This is a genomic window from Paenibacillus sp. NRS-1782, from assembly GCF_050467685.1.
Lineage (GTDB): Bacteria > Bacillota > Bacilli > Paenibacillales > Paenibacillaceae > Paenibacillus > Paenibacillus terrae_A.
The window spans coordinates 17076-34875 of record NZ_JBITPH010000014.1 but is presented as its reverse complement, the minus strand read 5'-3'; the positions used below and the strand labels follow the sequence as shown (position 1 = coordinate 34875).

Below are 17800 nucleotides of genomic sequence, written 5' to 3'. Positions count from 1 at the left end.
CGGGGAGACTGCTGCTGTCTAACGCTTGGGCTTTGCTCTGTTGGTCGCCACGGCTTCCAGTGGGTCATCTGGCCAATAATGCTTGGGATATCTGCCCTTTAGATCCTTTTTGACCTCAAAATAAGCCTCGCTCCAGAAGCTGGACAAGTCCGAAGTCACTTGTACAGGTCGCTGCGCAGGTGACAGCAGATGCAGCACAATCGGCACGCGTCCGCGCCCAATACGCGGTGTATCCCGCATACCGAACAGCTCTTGCAGCCGTACTGCCAGCGCAGGCGCCTCGGGATTCGAATAATCCACAGGAATACGGGAACCGCTGGGCACACGGATATGCGTCGGCGCTTCCTGCTCAAGCTGCTGCCGCTGTTCCCAATTCAGCCTGCCCAGCAGCAAGGCAGCACCGTCCAGCCGTTGCAGATCGGATACATTTTTGGCTCCAAGGGCAAAGGGCAGCAGCCATGAGTCCAGTGAATCCAGTAATGCTGGCTCGGTGCTGTCTGGCCAATCCTCGGGCGATGAGAAATGCATAAAAATCAAACGCGCCTGTAACTGAAGGGTTTGCCGATTCCAGGACAGCAGCTTTAGACCCCGTTCACGCACGCCCTGCATCAAGGCGGCAGCGATTTCCTCTGTCGGAGGACGCTCATAGGAGGTTTCCTTTAAAACGAGTGCGCCGAGCTGTAATACCTTACGGGCTCTTACTGCTGACGCTGAGCTATCCCAGTATACGTTCGCTTTCTCCAGCAGTAATTCACTGCAATGCTCGATCAGCGCTTGCAGTTCAATCGGGGCTGCCAGCTGAATGGCACCGTCTGCCCCCTCGTCGTCCACTTCGGCGGCGACGAGATAGGACGAACGCGACATCCACTCCACCTGTCGGAGTCGCGCACCCCGGCCGCCGCTCAGCAAAAAGCGGCCATCCCCCCGGCCCTGCGCGATCCGGTCCGGATACGCAAAGGCCAGCAGCAGCCCGCAGGCCCCGGAGCCGTCAGGCTCGTCCTGCCCTGCGGCTGCTTTCGGCAGCGTAGCAAGTAGCTGCCGACTTTCCTGCACGATACGGCGAATCACCGTATCGTCTGCCGCCTGCACCAGGCTGTGCGTGCTGCGGGCGTGAGCCGCCTCGCGCAGGGCGTCCAGCCGCGAGCGCAAATCCGTTCCGCCATGAGCGCGGAACGGGTCCCGCTCTTGCAGCAGCGCAGCGAGGCGGCTGGCGGTCGGCGCCAGGCCGAGGGCGGCCGCGCGCAGCAGCATGTGCCCGAGGCGCGGATGCGCGCCCAGGGCGGACACCTCGCGCCCGTGCGCGGTGATGCCGCCTGCCGTGCCATCGGCTGCGGCATCCAGGCAGCCGAGCTGGCGCAGCAGGCCCGTGGCCTGGCGGTACGCCGCCTCAGGCGGGGCATCCAGCCAGCCCAGCTCGGCTGGATCACGGACCCCCCAGGCGGCCAGCTCCAGCGCGAGCGGGGCCAGATCCGCCGCCGCGATTTCCGGGCGGCTGGCATCGGGGAGCGCGGCGTGCTCCTGCGCGCTCCACAGCCGGTAGCATACGCCCGGCTGAAGGCGGCCCGCCCGGCCGCGCCGCTGATCGGCGGAGGCTTTGGACACCTTGACGGTGGTCAAACGGCTCATGCCGGTTCGCGCGGAGAACACGGATTCCCGCGACAGCCCGCTGTCTATTACGACCGTAATTCCGGCTATCGTCAAGCTGGACTCGGCAATCGAGGTTGCCAATACGACTTTTCGGCTGCCCGAAGCCGACGGGCGTATCGCTTCATCCTGCTGCTCCAGCTTCATACTGCCGTACAGCGGAATCACCTTGACATGTGCAGGAAGATTCCTTGAAGCCAGCTCACGTTCCGTTCTATGAATTTCTCTGGCTCCCGGGAGAAATACCAGCAGATCGCCTTCATGAGCATGAAGCGCCTTGTCTACCGTCTCTGCCGTAAAGGATTCTAACGTAGTCGATGAAGGCTTGGATATATGAAGCGTCTCTACCGGAAATACCGTGCCCGGACATTCCAGCAATGGAGCATCCCCCAATAGACGGCATACAGGCTCGGCCTCCAGTGTGGCAGACATGATCAATATTTTTAAATCAGGCCGCAATAGCGCCTGACTTTGCAGGGCAAGCGCCAAGCCCAAATCCGCATGCAGGCTACGCTCATGGAACTCATCAAAAATGATCAGGCCGATTCCCTCCAACGCCTGATCATTTTGCAGCATCCGGGTTAGCACGCCCTCGGTAACCACTTCAATCCTGGTGTGGGGACCTACTTTTGTATCCATGCGAACCCGGTAGCCCACCGTCTGCCCCGTTTGTTCTCCCAGCACTTTGGCCATTTGCGCCGCTGCTGCACGTGCTGCCAAACGCCTTGGCTCCAGCATCAATATTTTTTGATTTGCCAGCCATGGCTCGTGCAGCAATTCAAGTGGCGTAACCGTCGTTTTGCCTGCCCCCGGCTGTGCAATCAATACGGCAGCCGAATGGGATTGCAGCGCATGTTTAAGCTCGGGAATGATTTGAATGATAGGCAGTTGTTTATCTGTATCTGTCAATGAAATCTCTCCAATGATACGCGGATGCGTAGAATCTAAGTGTTGTTTCTAGATAAGCAACGAATTTGCTTCATTATTGTGAATTTTTCACTACCTGTAATTATTATGGTTTGAATGACGAAGCGATTTTTCAGTCAGCTTGCGACGAATGCGCTGTTGCTCTCCCGACTCACGACAAGCGTGGAGCAAATCGCGTAGCTGGACGCACTCCTCTGTATAAACATATGTACAACCATATTGGATCATAAAAAAGGGTCTTTCGTCACTGTAGCATAAATCTCCAGAAGATGTCCTGCATTCATGGGAAAAAGGGAAAGAGGGGAGGGATTACTCTTCTATTCCAAGCAATTGGGATACTTGTGTTCTATGTTTCTTGGCCCTACGTGTTCCGTGGATGAGATTGGATTATCAACAGTAAATCAGACAACTTTTTTAAGGGCTTCTTGGTGATACTGAACAGGCGTCATATAGTCTAAGGTTTCTGAATGCGATGCTTGTTGAACCCGTTGACGTAATCGTATAGTTCGAGTTCCAAGTGACGAAGGCTCTGGAAGTTCATCTGGTTCACAAACTCTGTTTTCATGATCTTGTAGGTGGCTTCAGCCACGGCATTGTCGTACGGACAGCCTTTCATGCTTAGCGATCAACCGATTTCAAACGTCTCCAGAAGCTCGTCCATCTTTTGATTTTTGAACTCGCTGCCACGGTCGGTATGAAGCCATTGAATCTGATGTAGATCACCCTTAACGGTCGCGAAGGCACGGGTAATCAGAGCAGCGTCCTTGTTCGGGTCTGCACTATGAGCAATGATTTCTTGATTAAACAGATCCACCAGCACACAAATGTAATGCCATCGCTTCTGGATTTTCACATACGTCAAATCACTGACGACGAAGCGTTTAGCTTCCGTTTGCTCAAACTCCCGCTTCTCAAAACATTCGCCGTCGTTGCTTCGTTACATGCCGTTTTATGGGGCTTATATTGTGCCACCGTGTAGGTGGAAACGAGCCCTTGCTCTTTCATGATGCGGCCCATGCGACGTCTGGAGACGATCAACCCACGCTCATGGAGCTTCACTTTGATCTTGCGTGTGCCGTAGGCTTTTCGATTCTTGTGAAAGATATCCACAATAGCTTCAGTGACATCATCTTCAGTGGCTCGTTCTTGGGCGTCATAATAAAATGTACTTCTTGCGATTTGCAGGACGTCGCACATGGCTGATACCAAGTATTTATCCTGATTATTCTGGATGATAGCTACTTTCGTCCCATGATCAGCGCGGCTTGCTTTAAAATATCCACCTCCATTTTCAGACGCTGGTTCTCTTTTTGCAAAGCGATCAGCTCATTTTCTTCTGATGAGCGATTGTCCTTCTCTTTGAAGGAACCCGTCGTCTGAGCTTGTTTGATCCAGCGGTCTAGAGCTGAGGCTGTGAGGCCATATTCCTCCACAAGGGCTGCTCTGGATTTCCCATTTTCATAGAGTCCCACCATTTGTTTTTTGAATTCTGCTGTAAAGGTACGTCGTTGTTGTTTTGGCATTGTAGAGATTCGCTCCTTAACATGATAGGTTTATTCTACAAGCCCTTATTTTTTCTGTCCAACTTAGTGTAGCCGATCCACCACACACTCATATAGAGTGCGACCCCCATGTATCCGCTGCGCTGTAACCCATCCGGTCAATTTCAATCCACGCACTCATATAGAGTGCGACGTAAAAGTAAATGAGTAATGCATCAACAGCGATATTTCAATCCACGCACTCATATAGAGTGCGACGATTGATAAATCTAGTAATACCAATGAAGAAAAAATTTCAATCCACGCACTCATATAGAGTGCGACATAAGCCAGAAGAAAATATCGCTAAGGAGACATAGTATTTCAATCCACGCACTCATATAGAGTGCGACCTTGAATTGGCTAAAGAAAGATTTCCGATTAGTTTATTTCAATCCACGCACTCATATAGAGTGCGACGTTTGCAATTCTACATAGTGATCTTGAAATAGGAATTTCAATCCACGCACTCATATAGAGTGCGACTGCGAAACTACACGTAATAAAGTCATTTTATATAAATATCATTACGTATTTTCAATGATTCTAACAAGTTATACCTACATCATAGGATAAAAAATGGTATAAACGCAATATTAGTGTTGCCAAAAGGTTATGAAATCGTTGTTTTCGACAAAATCTGAGGTGCGAATCTCCCGGGAAAATCATGTGAGCTTGAGGTTCGCACCTGATTCAGTCTACCTCTCGGTATACCTCAATCTGCACAATTCCATGTGGTAAATACGACGGCAGATCCACATACACCGCAGTGTCAAGCTTATCAAACTCTGCATTCTTAAACACACCAGATAACGCAAGCCCTTTATACCCTCCGAGCAGTAATGTACATGCCTCGCGACTATCATCTATGATGGATTGTATATTATTTTTCAATTGATTAACGTATCTCCTAGTATCATCATCAATTCGAATTTCCTTACTGACGACACTCAGCTTATCTCGCAATTGTGAAAGTTTAAGGATCGTCCCTCTCCCAGCTGCCTGTAAGTATATATGTATTTCCTCTTCACAGAACAACTCTCCGATATACTCACATCCTGCCGCCAGCATCTCAACAGCTACATTGGAAAAGAAGGGTTGCAGTATAATTGACTCGTTCGTTTCTTTTGACAGATTTTGCAGCTTGTTAAGCTGGGTTAACTGCAAATCTTTACTCTTAACCTGAATATCATCGACCAACAACCTCGATGCAAACTGTCCCGTACAATGGGAGAGCATCGCACCTTTGAGCGAAGAACCGGGAATATAGTATTGCGTACTATCTGGATTATATGTGGAGTATCCTCCATATTGATAAAAGGGATAGATAATATTAACCTTGTTCTCCTCCGCATTCTTATCGGTATCGCCATCTGGAGACATACGTTTCAAGATATTTTCCCTTTTGAAATCCCCAGCAGCCAAATAAAATCCTTGATGATCCCTTGGCGACATGGCAAGCTTAGACAGAGTTTTTAAACGATACTCGTATCTCTTGAGCGACATTTCAATCCCCCTCCCTCTCACTCAGTGGGTATAACAAGGCACTTCCAAACACTATATCTCGCGGATGAAAAGGTGACTGAATTGAGTGCCCGGCACATTCAATTCCTGTTGGTGCGTATACTATGCTACCCGCTTCGATAAAACTAATGAACTTGCCGCTATTTCCAGTGTCCCAACCCCCAGGCGGATTATATGGTCTGCGTTCTGAGGTAAACAGCTTGAGGCTGGACCTATCAAAATCAATATTCTTGGGCAGCAGCATACCCAGATTCAAATAATAACCTGTTTGATTCGGTGTTACGCTAGATTCCTCTTGGATTTGTGTGACTGTGAAAGTATTCAGACCTTGAGAACCACGAGGCCCGAGTATGAATGTCTTACCTTCAGCTCTAGCTAGTTCCAACATTTTGAGCAATAAATCTCCTTCAGGGCATTCCTCCATCGCGAGGTACAACGAAAATTCGCAAATCGTTTGCTCCTGTTTCCCCTCTTGAGTTACCTCTTTCACAATAACTTCAGGTACAGAGTAGAGGTTGGGATCAAGGCCTGGCAAGTTATAACGCTTACTGTCAATTGACGCGTGAATCTGCTGTGTGAACTCAATATGCGCATAGGGATAAAGGTCGCTCGCCCGGCTCGGTTCCCTCATCAACTCAGCAAGCTGCCCGCTTTTCACATATGAACGCCTCTTCAATGCCTGATACATTTTCTTGTTGCCTTGACCATCCACGCTCAGCTGATGTATTAACTCCGTATGTGGAGCAGGCAAATACCCACGCGGGAGCATGTTAGACAGCGCCAAAGGCATCGCTCCACCTTTTATCTTGTCAACCATCTGCGTTGCTTGTACAGAAGAGTAGGTTTCTGAAAAGCGATGCACCAAGGCTCCAAACATTTTCTGGGAATCTGGAAGCTGAGTCATCCTGCCCATCAAATCCATATCTATCCGGTAATATTTCCATTCAGCCATGCCAGGAATCCTCCCCAACAAATTCAATCTCCACTCGGCCATACCCTCGGCTACCTGAATTACCCAAGCGATAGATTCCTGAATTGAATTGGATCATGGCTTCTTTAATAAAATCTGTAATTTGAGACCCGATATTTTGTCCGTTTAAATTTTCAGTGTTATGGAGCAACACATCTCCCACGAATGAAACCCCCGGGCGTACAACCCTGTATGTCCGAGGATTAGCAAGAACTCGTGGCATTCCGCCTTGACTACTGAGTTCAATGCTGTTTTTGGAATCAATGGAGAACCAATCATCTTTATTTGCTTTTTCTCTTATTGGCAGCAGGTCGTTAAACAGCAGCTTTGGCGTATCATTAAATCCTTCGATTCCAAACAAATCCTCGGCAGATGCCTTTTCAATGATCTTGCCATATCGTTCATCCATCCGTTGAATCCGTTCCTCTTCAATACCATATTTCTCACACTCCAGATTGTTTTCCTCCCGAAGTCTCTCCAAGTATTGTTTATATGCTTGAGCAATTTCTGCGCTAGCTCCATGACCTTCAAGCATTTCCCGGACAATGTAGCGCAAAGTTCCTTTAAACGAAGAAGCGGGAATATAAGGCAGCCCCTCTTTGTTCGTAACCGTGAACAGATCAACACCGCCGATTTCAAACGTTGCCGGAGAACCGCCAATGAAGAGATTGGAGCGAGTTGTTACTTTTACTGTAATTTTCTTCTCTGTAGTCTTCTCTGTATCCATGTTCTGTTGCCTCCTGGCTATTTCGAGTATGCTGGATGTACTCTTAATTGAATCAATTGCTCTCGTAATTGGTAAAAGATTAGCAATGAGTCGATGTATTCCGATTTCCACATCTGCTGGCTTCGAGCCATCCGCAGAAATGTTTCTTTATCAAAATACAGCCCGGGTGGAGCCTTATGCTCCTCTCGACGTAATTGCTCAATGGTAATAATATCCTCTTTCTGCTGAGGATTCGTTGCCTCGATCATCTCAGCCACCCGTTGAATGTCATTCATGCCTTTGAAGCGATGCAACAAAGAGTTCGATAGACGCAGAGTACGATACACTTCAACCTCTGTTTCTTTTCCGATGCCCCCACCTCGTTTACTCCCAGCATCAGACAATGGAGTATATCTGGTATACTCTACAAAAATCTCCCGAAACACTTTACAATCCTTCGATCCCCCAAGGTTTTGATCGAACAGATAACGTAATGTTTTGTTAAACACCGTACTTCTCACCCGTTTAATATCAAAATCATTCGCAACAGATCGAGTCTTCTTCTGGACAATCTTGAACCGAGGATCGGCAAATAGCAGCAATAACCGAACATACTTTTCAAGTTGCCGGCGTTGATCCATGCCGAAGGACAGCTTTCCTTCTTTGCTTGTCTTTCCCGACTTCGTAGTTTTAACAACCACTTGCTTCAGCATAGATTCAAGAATAAGCAGCTCCGACTCTCTCAGTTTGCGGTTATTACTATTCAGATATTGCGGAATCACATGGTACAGCACAGAATTGCTATATTTCATAAGGTTATTGCACACTTTAGGATCTGTAATTTTGTTCAGAAGCCCGTAGAAAAAGTGATGTGCAGCAAAACCTTCCTCCATGGCATCCTGAAGCCGTTTGACTTGTGTAACGAAGTGCTTCCAATTGTTCTTTTCCGCATGAAATTCCTTGAATTTTTGCTCCGGCGTAATTTTACTCTTGGTTGGTTTCAAGCGCCCTGAGCTGTCTGATGCCAGATCATAACGATAAAGCACATATTCGTTAATACTGATCTTCATACAGGACAGCGGAACAACTCCTGCAACAGCCACCATGCTTGGTGCTTTCTTGGCAAAATCAAGCTGTTGCTGAACCCTCTCATGGTAGTACCGGATTGGCTCACGGTTGAATGTAAAATCAATACCAATGCTCATGGACAATGGTTGAAGTCCTGTTTCCCTCTTGCGGTTAATTTGTTCAATTTCTCCATTAATCTGCTTCAAAATATCTTTACACAGATTAACCCCATCCACGAGCTTGGAGGTCGGCACAGCAAAGAAAATATCATCTCCCGCAATATACAGCGGGTACAGCCTGAATTCGGGATCATTTCTTTTAAATTTTTTTACCCCATCATGCAAGTATTCCAGACATATGTATTTCGAAAGCAGTTCGCTTACCTGCTTATAAGTCTCATGACTGTCTAATTGCTTAAAAAGTTCCCCCATCCCGTCCAGGTCAGCCTTAATGACTGCAACCCTGAAATGATTATCGTTGTTCTCATCCTGTTTCGAATACAAGTCATTAATCGTATTAGTGAATGCACTAAAAACATTAGTTACCGATGACGTCGTCAAACCCCGTTTTTGTTCTCTCTCAGGTGATGAATGAAACATAAACAATAATTCGCGATTCTGTGCAATGATCGAGTTAAAACAAGCTTTCTCTCTCAGCCGTTTCTTGCTTTCTTTAATCGCCTGCAATGGGTTGTTGTTTTTTAAATCGGTCTGCTTGAAATACACATACTTCATGAAGATCTGCCCGCTCAATTTCTTATAATACGTTTCAAATATTCCATTGAGGTTCTTAACAATTTGATCCTCCGGAAGCGAAGTTACAAACACACACATGCCGGAACATTTTAGCAACTCTTCGTCAATATGCTTGGCAAATGGACCCCTCTCTCCCTCCATTCCAATATCCTGATAGAACTGATCTGAAATTAATCTGGAAGATTCTATGATCGTGTTCAAAGTCCCGTTATTACTTTGTTTCTCCTGTATCTGCGCTTGGAGCACATAATATAAGAAGGACTGCACCTTGTCCATCGACACAGCTACCACGTATGAGCTCATTCGGAATTCATTCCTTTCCTTTTCGGTCAAATAAATCTACATATGCTCGATGCGGAAATAAAATAGGATTATTGATTAGCATTAATAGCTGATTCAATTGGAAATTAAAGGTTAAGAGTGAAATGCTTTGACCATTCTGATCGTGTACCTTGTAGTTTTCAAGTGAAATTTCATCAAGTATTTTTGATGCTTTCTCTTCTAAAGCTGCATCCATCGTGAATTCATGAAAATTAAGACTCTTGAACCAGGAGAACAACGTATCATCCGCATTACACTCAATCTCAATACGTTCATTTCCCCCATTTTTCCTGGAGGCGAGCAATGTAAAATCAAAATGCTGCTTGATGTCATCCCCACAATTTTCCTTCAAGGCACACAATAAACGGAGGGGACGAGTGGATTTTTGTGTTTTAACAGCTTCCATAGCAATGTCCATTGCAATGCGGGCGATAGATTGCCCCGAGGTTTTCAAAGACTTGATGCTTTCAGCCCATTTTTCAATGGAACTTGCTTCAAGCTGCTGGCTCTTGCATTCTATAACTGCCGCAATGGCTTCGATTGGAACAAACTTGATGCGCCCATAGCGGAAGATATAAGGTGTATATGTTTCATCCAAAATAGCAAAATCTACTTCCTTGGACACACCACCCTGAGAATCAATGATGAATACCGATTGCTCAATGACAAATTTCTTGGGAATAATCATTTCAAACAATTGCGACCAGATCAGCTCTCGCTCAGAGCCAACCGTCGTTCCATGCAAATCGTGCTTCATGTAGAGCTGGTTGACTATAGATTTTTCCACTTCAATATAATTTCCTGTAACATTTTTAATCATCTTCTCTTTCTTCTCATCAAATGATAATTCCCTCGTCACGCCTTAACACTCCTTCGCTTATAAATAACGTTGTGCAGCTATTAATAGTATAACAGATTCCCTGAAAATCCCATATAAAAAAATGCAACCTAAGCCTTATCCCAAATTGCATTTTTCGTTATTCCTATGAAATTTAGTTTGCAGGTACAACAATCACTACCGATCAAAGCTTACAGATCACGTAGAAGTTCAACCATCCAATATTCAAGAATCCATTTTTGCAAGGTTGTAAAATCACATCACATTGACCTATAGACTACGTCCATTTGTCCGCAGCCAAGAGTAGAGTTCCTACCGATATGTAACATGCGTGCAGCGTTCAGCCAAGGCGTAAAGGGAGAAAGCTCTCCCTCAAATGTTAGTGTACCCAGCATGCCGCTCCAATCAACGGATTCCTTGTTTCGATTCGAGTATCGGTGCATCTGGTTCAAATACAACGCGGCAGACACGGCTCGAACATGGCTCGCAAGTTCACACGCCTTCATGGATATATCCGTGTTCATGTAACCTCCATAACGCTCGGTCAACGTCTGAATTCTCCTCGTAATACTCCGAATGATGGTAGGAAAATCAATCTCCTGCACCAGCGCCCCACCTCGCCGAATGCGAACAGGGGTCACCATATGGATAGAGCACCATGAAGCATGATCTTGCAGAGCATGAACAGAAATGTTTTCTGGTGTAGCCGCGTTCATATCTAATTGTCCTTGTTTCCAAATCAATCCATACTGATTACCATGCAAAATGTCTGTCAGTTCGAAAATCTTTCGTTCCGCTCCAATCCCGAATCTTTGTACTTGAGCCAACGAAGTCACTAAATGCCTGGCATAATGAATCGCATCTCCTAACAACACTAATTTGAAGCATAACTGATCCCCTGCATAGTATACAGACTTTGGCCTAGGCGGCTCAATGATATAAGGGTTGACAATGTCCTGTTTAGCTCCACCTAATCGGCGATTCTCGAATAAGTACGCATATGATTCCGAATGTTGAAGTAGCGCCCATCCTGTCACTCCATGAAGCGTTGAGCCGAGAAAAGCAGGCAATCGTGTTGTTTCCTTACATTCCAGTCGAATAAGTAACGGTAAGTATTCCAGTGAAAAAATAGGTGCTTGTCTATTCATGATTTACTCCAAATCCAATTTAGTTAAACAAGGTGTGACCGATCTTTCAGAGCTCCTACACCTGTTAATTATTCATTATAGAGTGCGACGTTTATTCGTTGATGATACTGTGGTTGGACTCCAATTTTAATCCACACACTCATATAGAGTGCGACTTACCTTCCAAGGTAACAAAAGCGATCCTTACCATTTCAATCCACGCACTCATATAGAGTGCGACTTCAATGCTGAACTTGATGAAAACCGCAGACTTAAATTTCAATCCACGCACTCATATAGAGTGCGACGGACCTGGAATTGGTAATTACCGAGCTTATGCTAGATTTCAATCCACGCACTCATATAGAGTGCGACTCGCCATACTAAACGCACACAACCGTAATAAAAAGAAAATTTCAATCCACGCACTCATATAGAGTGCGACGCCAAGAACCAGCACCAAATAGCCAAAAGAATAAATAATTTCAATCCACGCACTCATATAGAGTGCGACAAGAAATTGCACTTATTCTCCCTAAGTATCTGGAAATTTCAATCCACGCACTCATATAGAGTGCGACCTTGCCTTTCCATCCCCCCAAAAATATGAAGGGTATATTTCAATCCACGCACTCATATAGAGTGCGACTGAGAATAAATCGTGCTACCAACACGATTGCTTTAATTTCAATCCACGCACTCATATAGAGTGCGACTTAATTTCAGGGAATTGCTTTAGCCCCATAGGGGACAAATTTCAATCCACGCACTCATATAGAGTGCGACAGCGAAAAGGGTCAAAACAAACCCGTTTCAATTCATTTTAGCCTAATTTTGACCATAAGGCATCAAAAAAAGCACGTTTCCTTTATGATGCATTCACAAATCATTCACATTCGACAGAATTTCGACAAAAACTGAGGTGCGAAGGACCCGGGGAATTCATGTGAGCTTCACATTCGCACTGAGTTATGCTACACAGAAAGAAGAAGCATACACAGTAATCTCTCACTGGAGATGCTTCTTCTCAACCTCTCGTATCTATCAGCCTAGGTTCATTTCACCTTGGCCAGCCCTGCCACCTGAGATGGAGGAAGCGCCCCATCGAATATACTTAGTTCATCAATAGCTCCTTTAAAGGCAGGGTCCCACCAGTTAACACCCAAGTTGAACGTTCCTGCTTTGGATGTAAATACTTCGGGGAATCCTGTTCCTGCAAACTGAGGTTTGCCATTCACGTACACGGATAACACTCCATTGTCTACAGTGAAGGCGAGATGAGTCCACTCATTGGTTTTGATTTTCATACCGGTGCTGCCAGTATACCAAGGCGAGCTACCTGACCACAGCATCGTGTTCTCTCCCTCGGGACCTTTGGGCAGCAAGCTAATCCAGTGATTACTATCCATTGCTCCAAAAAAAGTCGGGGTATGCAGCGTCAGTTCACTCGGATGAACCCACAGGGACACGGAATATGCAGAACTGGATATAATCCCTTGGGGCAGCTTAATTCCAGATTTTCCATCCAGCAAGACCGCTTGACCACTTGTACCCTCCGTGTAGGTGACAGTTCCTCCTTCACGATCAATCCGGTCACCGATGACCTCACCATTCGCAAAAGCAGCTTCACTGTCCTCAAGATTATTTTCAAATTTATATTGTGCGGTCAGCGTTGCCATCTCATAAGGAGATACTGTGATGTTAAAGGCTTTGCTCTTACTGCTCTCCCCTTTGGTAATCGTAGCGGTCAGGGTTGCTGATGCAGCCTTTTCTCCGATTTCAGGACGTTTAACCTCGCCTGTATCAGAAATAACGTTCGGGTCTGAACTTTTCCAAGTCATCGAAGTTTGCCGACTTCCTTGCTTCGGAAGGGATACATTGGCTACTACCCGACTTGTATCACCGAGGTCCAAATCGCCATATACACTTTCAACCACTGTTGCATCCGTTGAAGGAGCGAACTGACTCCCCCAGGCCATTTCCCCTGTTTTGGAAACAACCGTAAATGTCATTACATATTGCTTGGTATAGTCATCCCATTGTCTAATGAAAACTCCGTCATATACGGTGCCTTCCAGCGTCAGCTGAACACTCGCGTCTCCTACCTTACGCCACGTTCCTTGTAGCTCACCTGTGACGGTGTGATCTGCTTTTAGCTGAATAAACTGCGCTTGCTTGATCGCCGCCAACGTATCACTGCCATGATTGATATACTGATAATCTCCAACGACTTGATCCTCATCCAGTTCTGTGAGAGTCTCGCCACCATAACGGTAAGGAGCTACTACAGGCCAGCCTTCCTAGTTCATGAACATCTGGTGTATACGCAATTCATGCTTCTCTCCCTGCTGAGGAAAGCGGGTATGAAAGACAACAAACATTTGTCCATTATCAGGATCGGTATAAGCAGAGTTGTGACCAGGCGATACGTAGCCATAGCCAATTCCTTCGCCTGGATCACCCATTTTACTGTTGAACAAAAAGTTACCTATCAGCTTGTTGCCAAAAGCAGCATTCTTGGTGTTGGCAGGTAAAACGGCGTTCTGCCCCTTGGCATCCTTATAAGGTCCTGACGGATTTTGGGACCGGAATAACCTCATGTTATAGCCACCATCCGAGCCAAATCCGCCATAAGTTACAAATAAATAGTAGTAGCCCGTCTCTTTGTTGTATTCAATGTAAGGGCCCTCTCCTGATTCCCCATATCCGCCCGCAATTTTGGTGCCAAAATAACGATCAATCAGCCGACCATCTTTCGTCGTTCCGTCTCGACCTGGATAGATGGGTTTTCCTGTTTTTTTATCCAGCTCAAGTACAAAAATCCCCCCAGACCATGATCCATATGTCATCCATAAGCGCCCTTCTGTATCATAAAAGATAGCTGGATCAATCGCATTCGGAAACATTTTATTTGCGTAAGAACCATCTGCGTTGAACCATCCCGCTCTTGGACCTTGCAGCTTACCTTGATCAACCAACTGTTGGATCGGCGTGTTGGTCCATTTTTTATCCACTTTGCTGTCCTTCGTAAAACCAGTATATATAATCGTATCCACATATTGATAAGGACCTTCGATTTGGGGTGCAACAGCAACACCGATCGCGGAACGAATGTAGGTAGAAGACGCACTATAATAAATCATATAGGTCCCTTTTGTCCCATTGTCATTGACATAATGCTCATTCCAAAATACATCAGGTGCCCAGACCGAGAAACCTCCCTTGCTGTCCGAATCATTCTCCCCTGCCCAAGCAAAGGAACCTGCGAGATTCTTCGATAAGTCCCCAAAAAGCGTGTTCCCTGGAGTTGTGTAACCGTTTGCAAAAGAAGTCCAGCTTTTAAGATCCTTGCTCTTCGCAGCAGAGATATGTGAACCAAACACATAATAAGTATCGCCGTCTTTGACGATGGAAGGATCATGAACGGATACCTCGGAAAAAGCGGGCGCATCCTGCTTATCCTTCTGCTCAGATAGTGCAGCGGAAGCATCGCTCATTCCTAATGAAGACCCTGCGATCATTAGCAATAATGCTAACGTTATTAAAAAGCCTCTCTTGATTCCATTTTATGTAAAACGCCTTTCCATTCTCATCTTCCCCTCTCTGGCATTGGAGTACAGCGATATATATTCTACATTGATTAGTAAATACCTTTATGTTTTCAAGAATCATAAATGTATTTGTAAAATATATTTTGAGTAGATAAGAGGATTTTCGTTGTTTTCTAGTTTGTTTAAAATGGACGCAGTGTGTGGTGGAAAGGTCGCACTCCATACAGAGTGCGACTCTTATATCACGGACGACCTATTCCCCGACTACCAAATTTCAATCTACGCACTCCATACTGAGTGCGACTTTAGTTCTTCGTCACTTAGCCGCTCCAGTTGAGCATTTCAATCCACGCACTCCATACAGAGTGCGACAAACAAAAACAATACACTTCCAAGATTGAAGAAAAGATTTCAATCCACGCACTCCATACAGAGTGCGACCGCCTTTGGTAATGGAACAATATAAAAGCAGGGGATTTCAATCCACGCACTCCATACAGAGTGCGACACGTAAGCCGTGGAGAGTATGAAGCGACATTGAAATTTCAATCCACGCACTCCATACAGAGTGCGACAAAAAAATTTTGAAGAGGATGTACTGACTAAAAATTTCAATCCACGCACTCCATACAGAGTGCGACCAGGGAATGGGCGGACATAATCAATACATTCAAAATTTCAATCCACGCACTCCATACAGAGTGCGACATCCTGACCTTAGAATCCTTAAAACCAGCTTTGAGATTTCAATCCACGCACTCCATACAGAGTGCGACCTATGTATGCATCAACTGTTATTTTGCCTGCCAAGGATATTTCAATCCACGCACTCCATACAGAGTGCGACATCCTTTCTTGTACTCTCACTGGGGCATCCTGGTAATTTCAATCCACGCACTCCATACAGAGTGCGACGCCGCAGGCTCACCAAGGAGCCGGGCTAAAGGAATTTCAATCCACGCACTCCATACAAAGTGCGACGAACGCCTTCAAGTTACAGCTCAAGTGGATAAAATTTCAATCCACGCACTCCATACAGAGTGCGACTCATTTCCCCTCTATCTTTGCGCTTTATTCTGAGATTTCAATCCACGCACTCCATACAGAGTGCGACAGCCTTCTGAGGGCGATGCAAGTATGGCTAGATGGATTTCAATCCACGCACTCCATACAGAGTGCGACCTGACCCGGCTTTTGCTGAGTTGTCACCAACAGCCAAATTTCAATCCACGCACTCCATACAGAGTGCGACTTCGGCCAGCTCAGCCGGACGGCGTTGCAAGCCGAAATTTCAATCCACGCACTCCATACAGAGTGCGACTCGTTTGGACGAGGCAGTGTTGTGATAACAGATACAGATTTCAATCCACGCACTCCATACAGAGTGCGACGTTCACTAAGCACTACGGACGACCTCCCATATCCATTTATTTCAATCCACGCACTCCATACAGAGTGCGACTATAAAGATCGCATTCGTAGTACACGTATAAAAATTTCAATCCACGCACTCCATACAGAGTGCGACACCTTTTTCACGTTCCGGTATGATTGGCCCTTGACGATTTCAATCCACGCACTCCATACAGAGTGCGACGGACAGAGCGGGATAGACTACGTAAGGCACTGGAAATTTCAATCCACGCACTCCATACAGAGTGCGACGATTCTTGAAGCGATGGTATTTTTTCATAATAAAATTTCAATCCACGCACTCCATACAGAGTGCGACATCACACCGCAAACCTCACCCGACCAAGACGAAAAAATTTCAATCCACGCACTCCATACAGAGTGCGACTTCACAATCCCCTCTTCAATGCACCGATCCTTAAAATTTCAATCCACGCACTCCATACAGAGTGCGACTGTAATGATCGAGCATACAGATTTTCGGACAATTATTATTTCAATCCACGCACTCCATACAGAGTGCGACCCTAAATCAGTTTGTGGCTCCGGCTGCAGCTGGTATTTCAATCCACGCACTCCATACAGAGTGCGACGGTGGATTCCGGATTGTACTTCCTGATGGAACTATTTCAATCCACGCACTCCATACAGAGTGCGACCCGCAGGAGCCTTCACAGGACGCGGAGATTGGCGAAATTTCAATCCACGCACTCCATACAGAGTGCGACTATCGAAGATCGCAACCCGGCTCCAGATGGTAGCGGATTTCAATCCACGCACTCCATACAGAGTGCGACTCCGGTCATAGAGTTGTAGGTCATCCATCTCCAAGGAATTTCAATCCACGCACTCCATACAGAGTGCGACGGGTACAGGACCGTTGTTTGCGAAGCTCATTCTAACGATTTCAATCCACGCACTCCATACAGAGTGCGACAGCGAAAATACAGCAATTGATACCCTAATGGTATCAATTGCACACATTTTCGCAAAAAATAATGCTAAAAAAGTCTGAATCAACTATTGACTTCTATTATAGAAAGTGGATTCTAATCCTTTTCGACAAATTTCGAGGTGCGAAGGACCCGGGGTTTTTATGTGAGCTTCACATTCGCACCTTACAGAATCAGCGGGCTTTCCATATCGTAAGCTTCTTTTGTCCCTATATGCTCTACCTTCTTTTTATAGTTATCTCCTAAGTTGTAGAAACGCAGGCTGTCTTCTTTTTTGTCTATCAATTCTTCTAATTCATACTTCAAACGGCGAAACTGGGTCGAATCCAAAATGCACTCAAACACGGAATTTTGCACCCTTTGTCCGTGATCTACACACTTTTTTGCAACCTTGGCCAATCTTTTTCTGCCTTCCCTGTCTACTGTGCTTACATCATACGTAATGAGAATTAACAAGATCAC

Annotated in this window: 8 protein-coding genes, 2 pseudogenes and 3 CRISPR repeat arrays; all 10 genes and pseudogenes read right to left on the bottom strand. The window is 46.0% G+C overall.

Annotated features, from left to right (window positions below; translation table 11 throughout):
* Positions 1-18 precede the first annotated feature (18 nt).
* The 10 genes and pseudogenes from hrpB to cas2 all read right to left on the bottom strand — a co-directional run bounded on the left by hrpB (position 19) and on the right by cas2 (position 17794).
* Positions 19-2553, bottom strand: coding sequence for an ATP-dependent helicase HrpB (hrpB, locus tag ACIFQM_RS05210; RefSeq protein ID WP_430065097.1), 2535 nt, complete (start codon positions 2551-2553; stop codon positions 19-21).
* Positions 2554-2972: 419 nt separating this feature from the next.
* Positions 2973-4094 (bottom strand): annotated as a pseudogene (locus ACIFQM_RS05205) (IS3 family transposase).
* A 140-nt stretch (positions 4095-4234) separates the two neighbouring features.
* Positions 4235-4598: direct repeats of the CRISPR family, unit length 32 nt; unit sequence ATTTCAATCCACGCACTCATATAGAGTGCGAC.
* A gap of 207 nt (positions 4599-4805) precedes the next feature.
* Positions 4806-5618, bottom strand: coding sequence for a hypothetical protein (locus tag ACIFQM_RS05200; RefSeq protein WP_430043599.1), 813 nt, complete (start codon positions 5616-5618; stop codon positions 4806-4808).
* Position 5619: 1 nt separating this feature from the next.
* On the bottom strand, positions 5620-6588 hold the full coding sequence (locus tag ACIFQM_RS05195; protein ID WP_430043602.1) for a hypothetical protein: 969 nt from the start codon (positions 6586-6588) through the stop codon (positions 5620-5622).
* Complete coding sequence (locus tag ACIFQM_RS05190) at positions 6581-7333, bottom strand: RAMP superfamily CRISPR-associated protein (protein ID WP_430043605.1); 753 nt, start codon at positions 7331-7333, stop codon at positions 6581-6583. The genes ACIFQM_RS05195 and ACIFQM_RS05190 overlap by 8 nt, the downstream gene beginning before the upstream one ends.
* Positions 7334-7350: 17 nt before the next feature.
* A complete protein-coding gene (locus ACIFQM_RS05185; protein WP_430043607.1) occupies positions 7351-9438 on the bottom strand; it encodes a Cas10/Cmr2 second palm domain-containing protein in 2088 nt (695 codons plus the stop codon).
* 7 nt (positions 9439-9445) lie between these two features.
* Positions 9446-10315, bottom strand: a complete 870-nt coding sequence (locus ACIFQM_RS05180; RefSeq protein ID WP_430065095.1) for a DUF6602 domain-containing protein — start codon at positions 10313-10315, stop codon at positions 9446-9448.
* 239 nt (positions 10316-10554) lie between these two features.
* The gene (gene cas6 / locus ACIFQM_RS05175; protein ID WP_430049019.1) at positions 10555-11442 is read right to left on the bottom strand and encodes a CRISPR system precrRNA processing endoribonuclease RAMP protein Cas6; all 888 of its coding nucleotides are present in this window, start codon (positions 11440-11442) and stop codon (positions 10555-10557) included.
* Between the two features lie 123 nt (positions 11443-11565).
* Positions 11566-12207: a CRISPR direct-repeat array (repeat unit 32 nt; unit sequence ATTTCAATCCACGCACTCATATAGAGTGCGAC).
* Positions 12208-12476: 269 nt separating this feature from the next.
* Positions 12477-14942, bottom strand: a pseudogene (locus tag ACIFQM_RS05170) (LamG-like jellyroll fold domain-containing protein).
* Between the two features lie 301 nt (positions 14943-15243).
* A CRISPR array of direct repeats spans positions 15244-17322; the repeat unit is 33 nt; unit sequence ATTTCAATCCACGCACTCCATACAGAGTGCGAC.
* Positions 17323-17503: 181 nt separating this feature from the next.
* Positions 17504-17794, bottom strand: a complete 291-nt coding sequence (cas2, locus tag ACIFQM_RS05165) for a CRISPR-associated endonuclease Cas2 (protein WP_430043613.1) — start codon at positions 17792-17794, stop codon at positions 17504-17506.
* Between the last annotated feature and the right edge of the window lie 6 nt (positions 17795-17800).

Bases quoted from the DNA above. Each gene is read 5' to 3' on its own strand.
- ACIFQM_RS05200 (WP_430043599.1), bottom strand. From the start codon at position 5,618: ATGTCGCTCAAGAGATACGAGTATCGTTTAAAAACTCTGTCTAAGCTT.
- ACIFQM_RS05195 (WP_430043602.1), bottom strand. From the start codon at position 6,588: ATGGCTGAATGGAAATATTACCGGATAGATATGGATTTGATGGGCAGG.
- ACIFQM_RS05190 (WP_430043605.1), bottom strand. From the start codon at position 7,333: ATGGATACAGAGAAGACTACAGAGAAGAAAATTACAGTAAAAGTAACA.
- ACIFQM_RS05185 (WP_430043607.1), bottom strand. From the start codon at position 9,438: ATGAGCTCATACGTGGTAGCTGTGTCGATGGACAAGGTGCAGTCCTTC.
- cas6 (WP_430049019.1), bottom strand. From the start codon at position 11,442: ATGAATAGACAAGCACCTATTTTTTCACTGGAATACTTACCGTTACTT.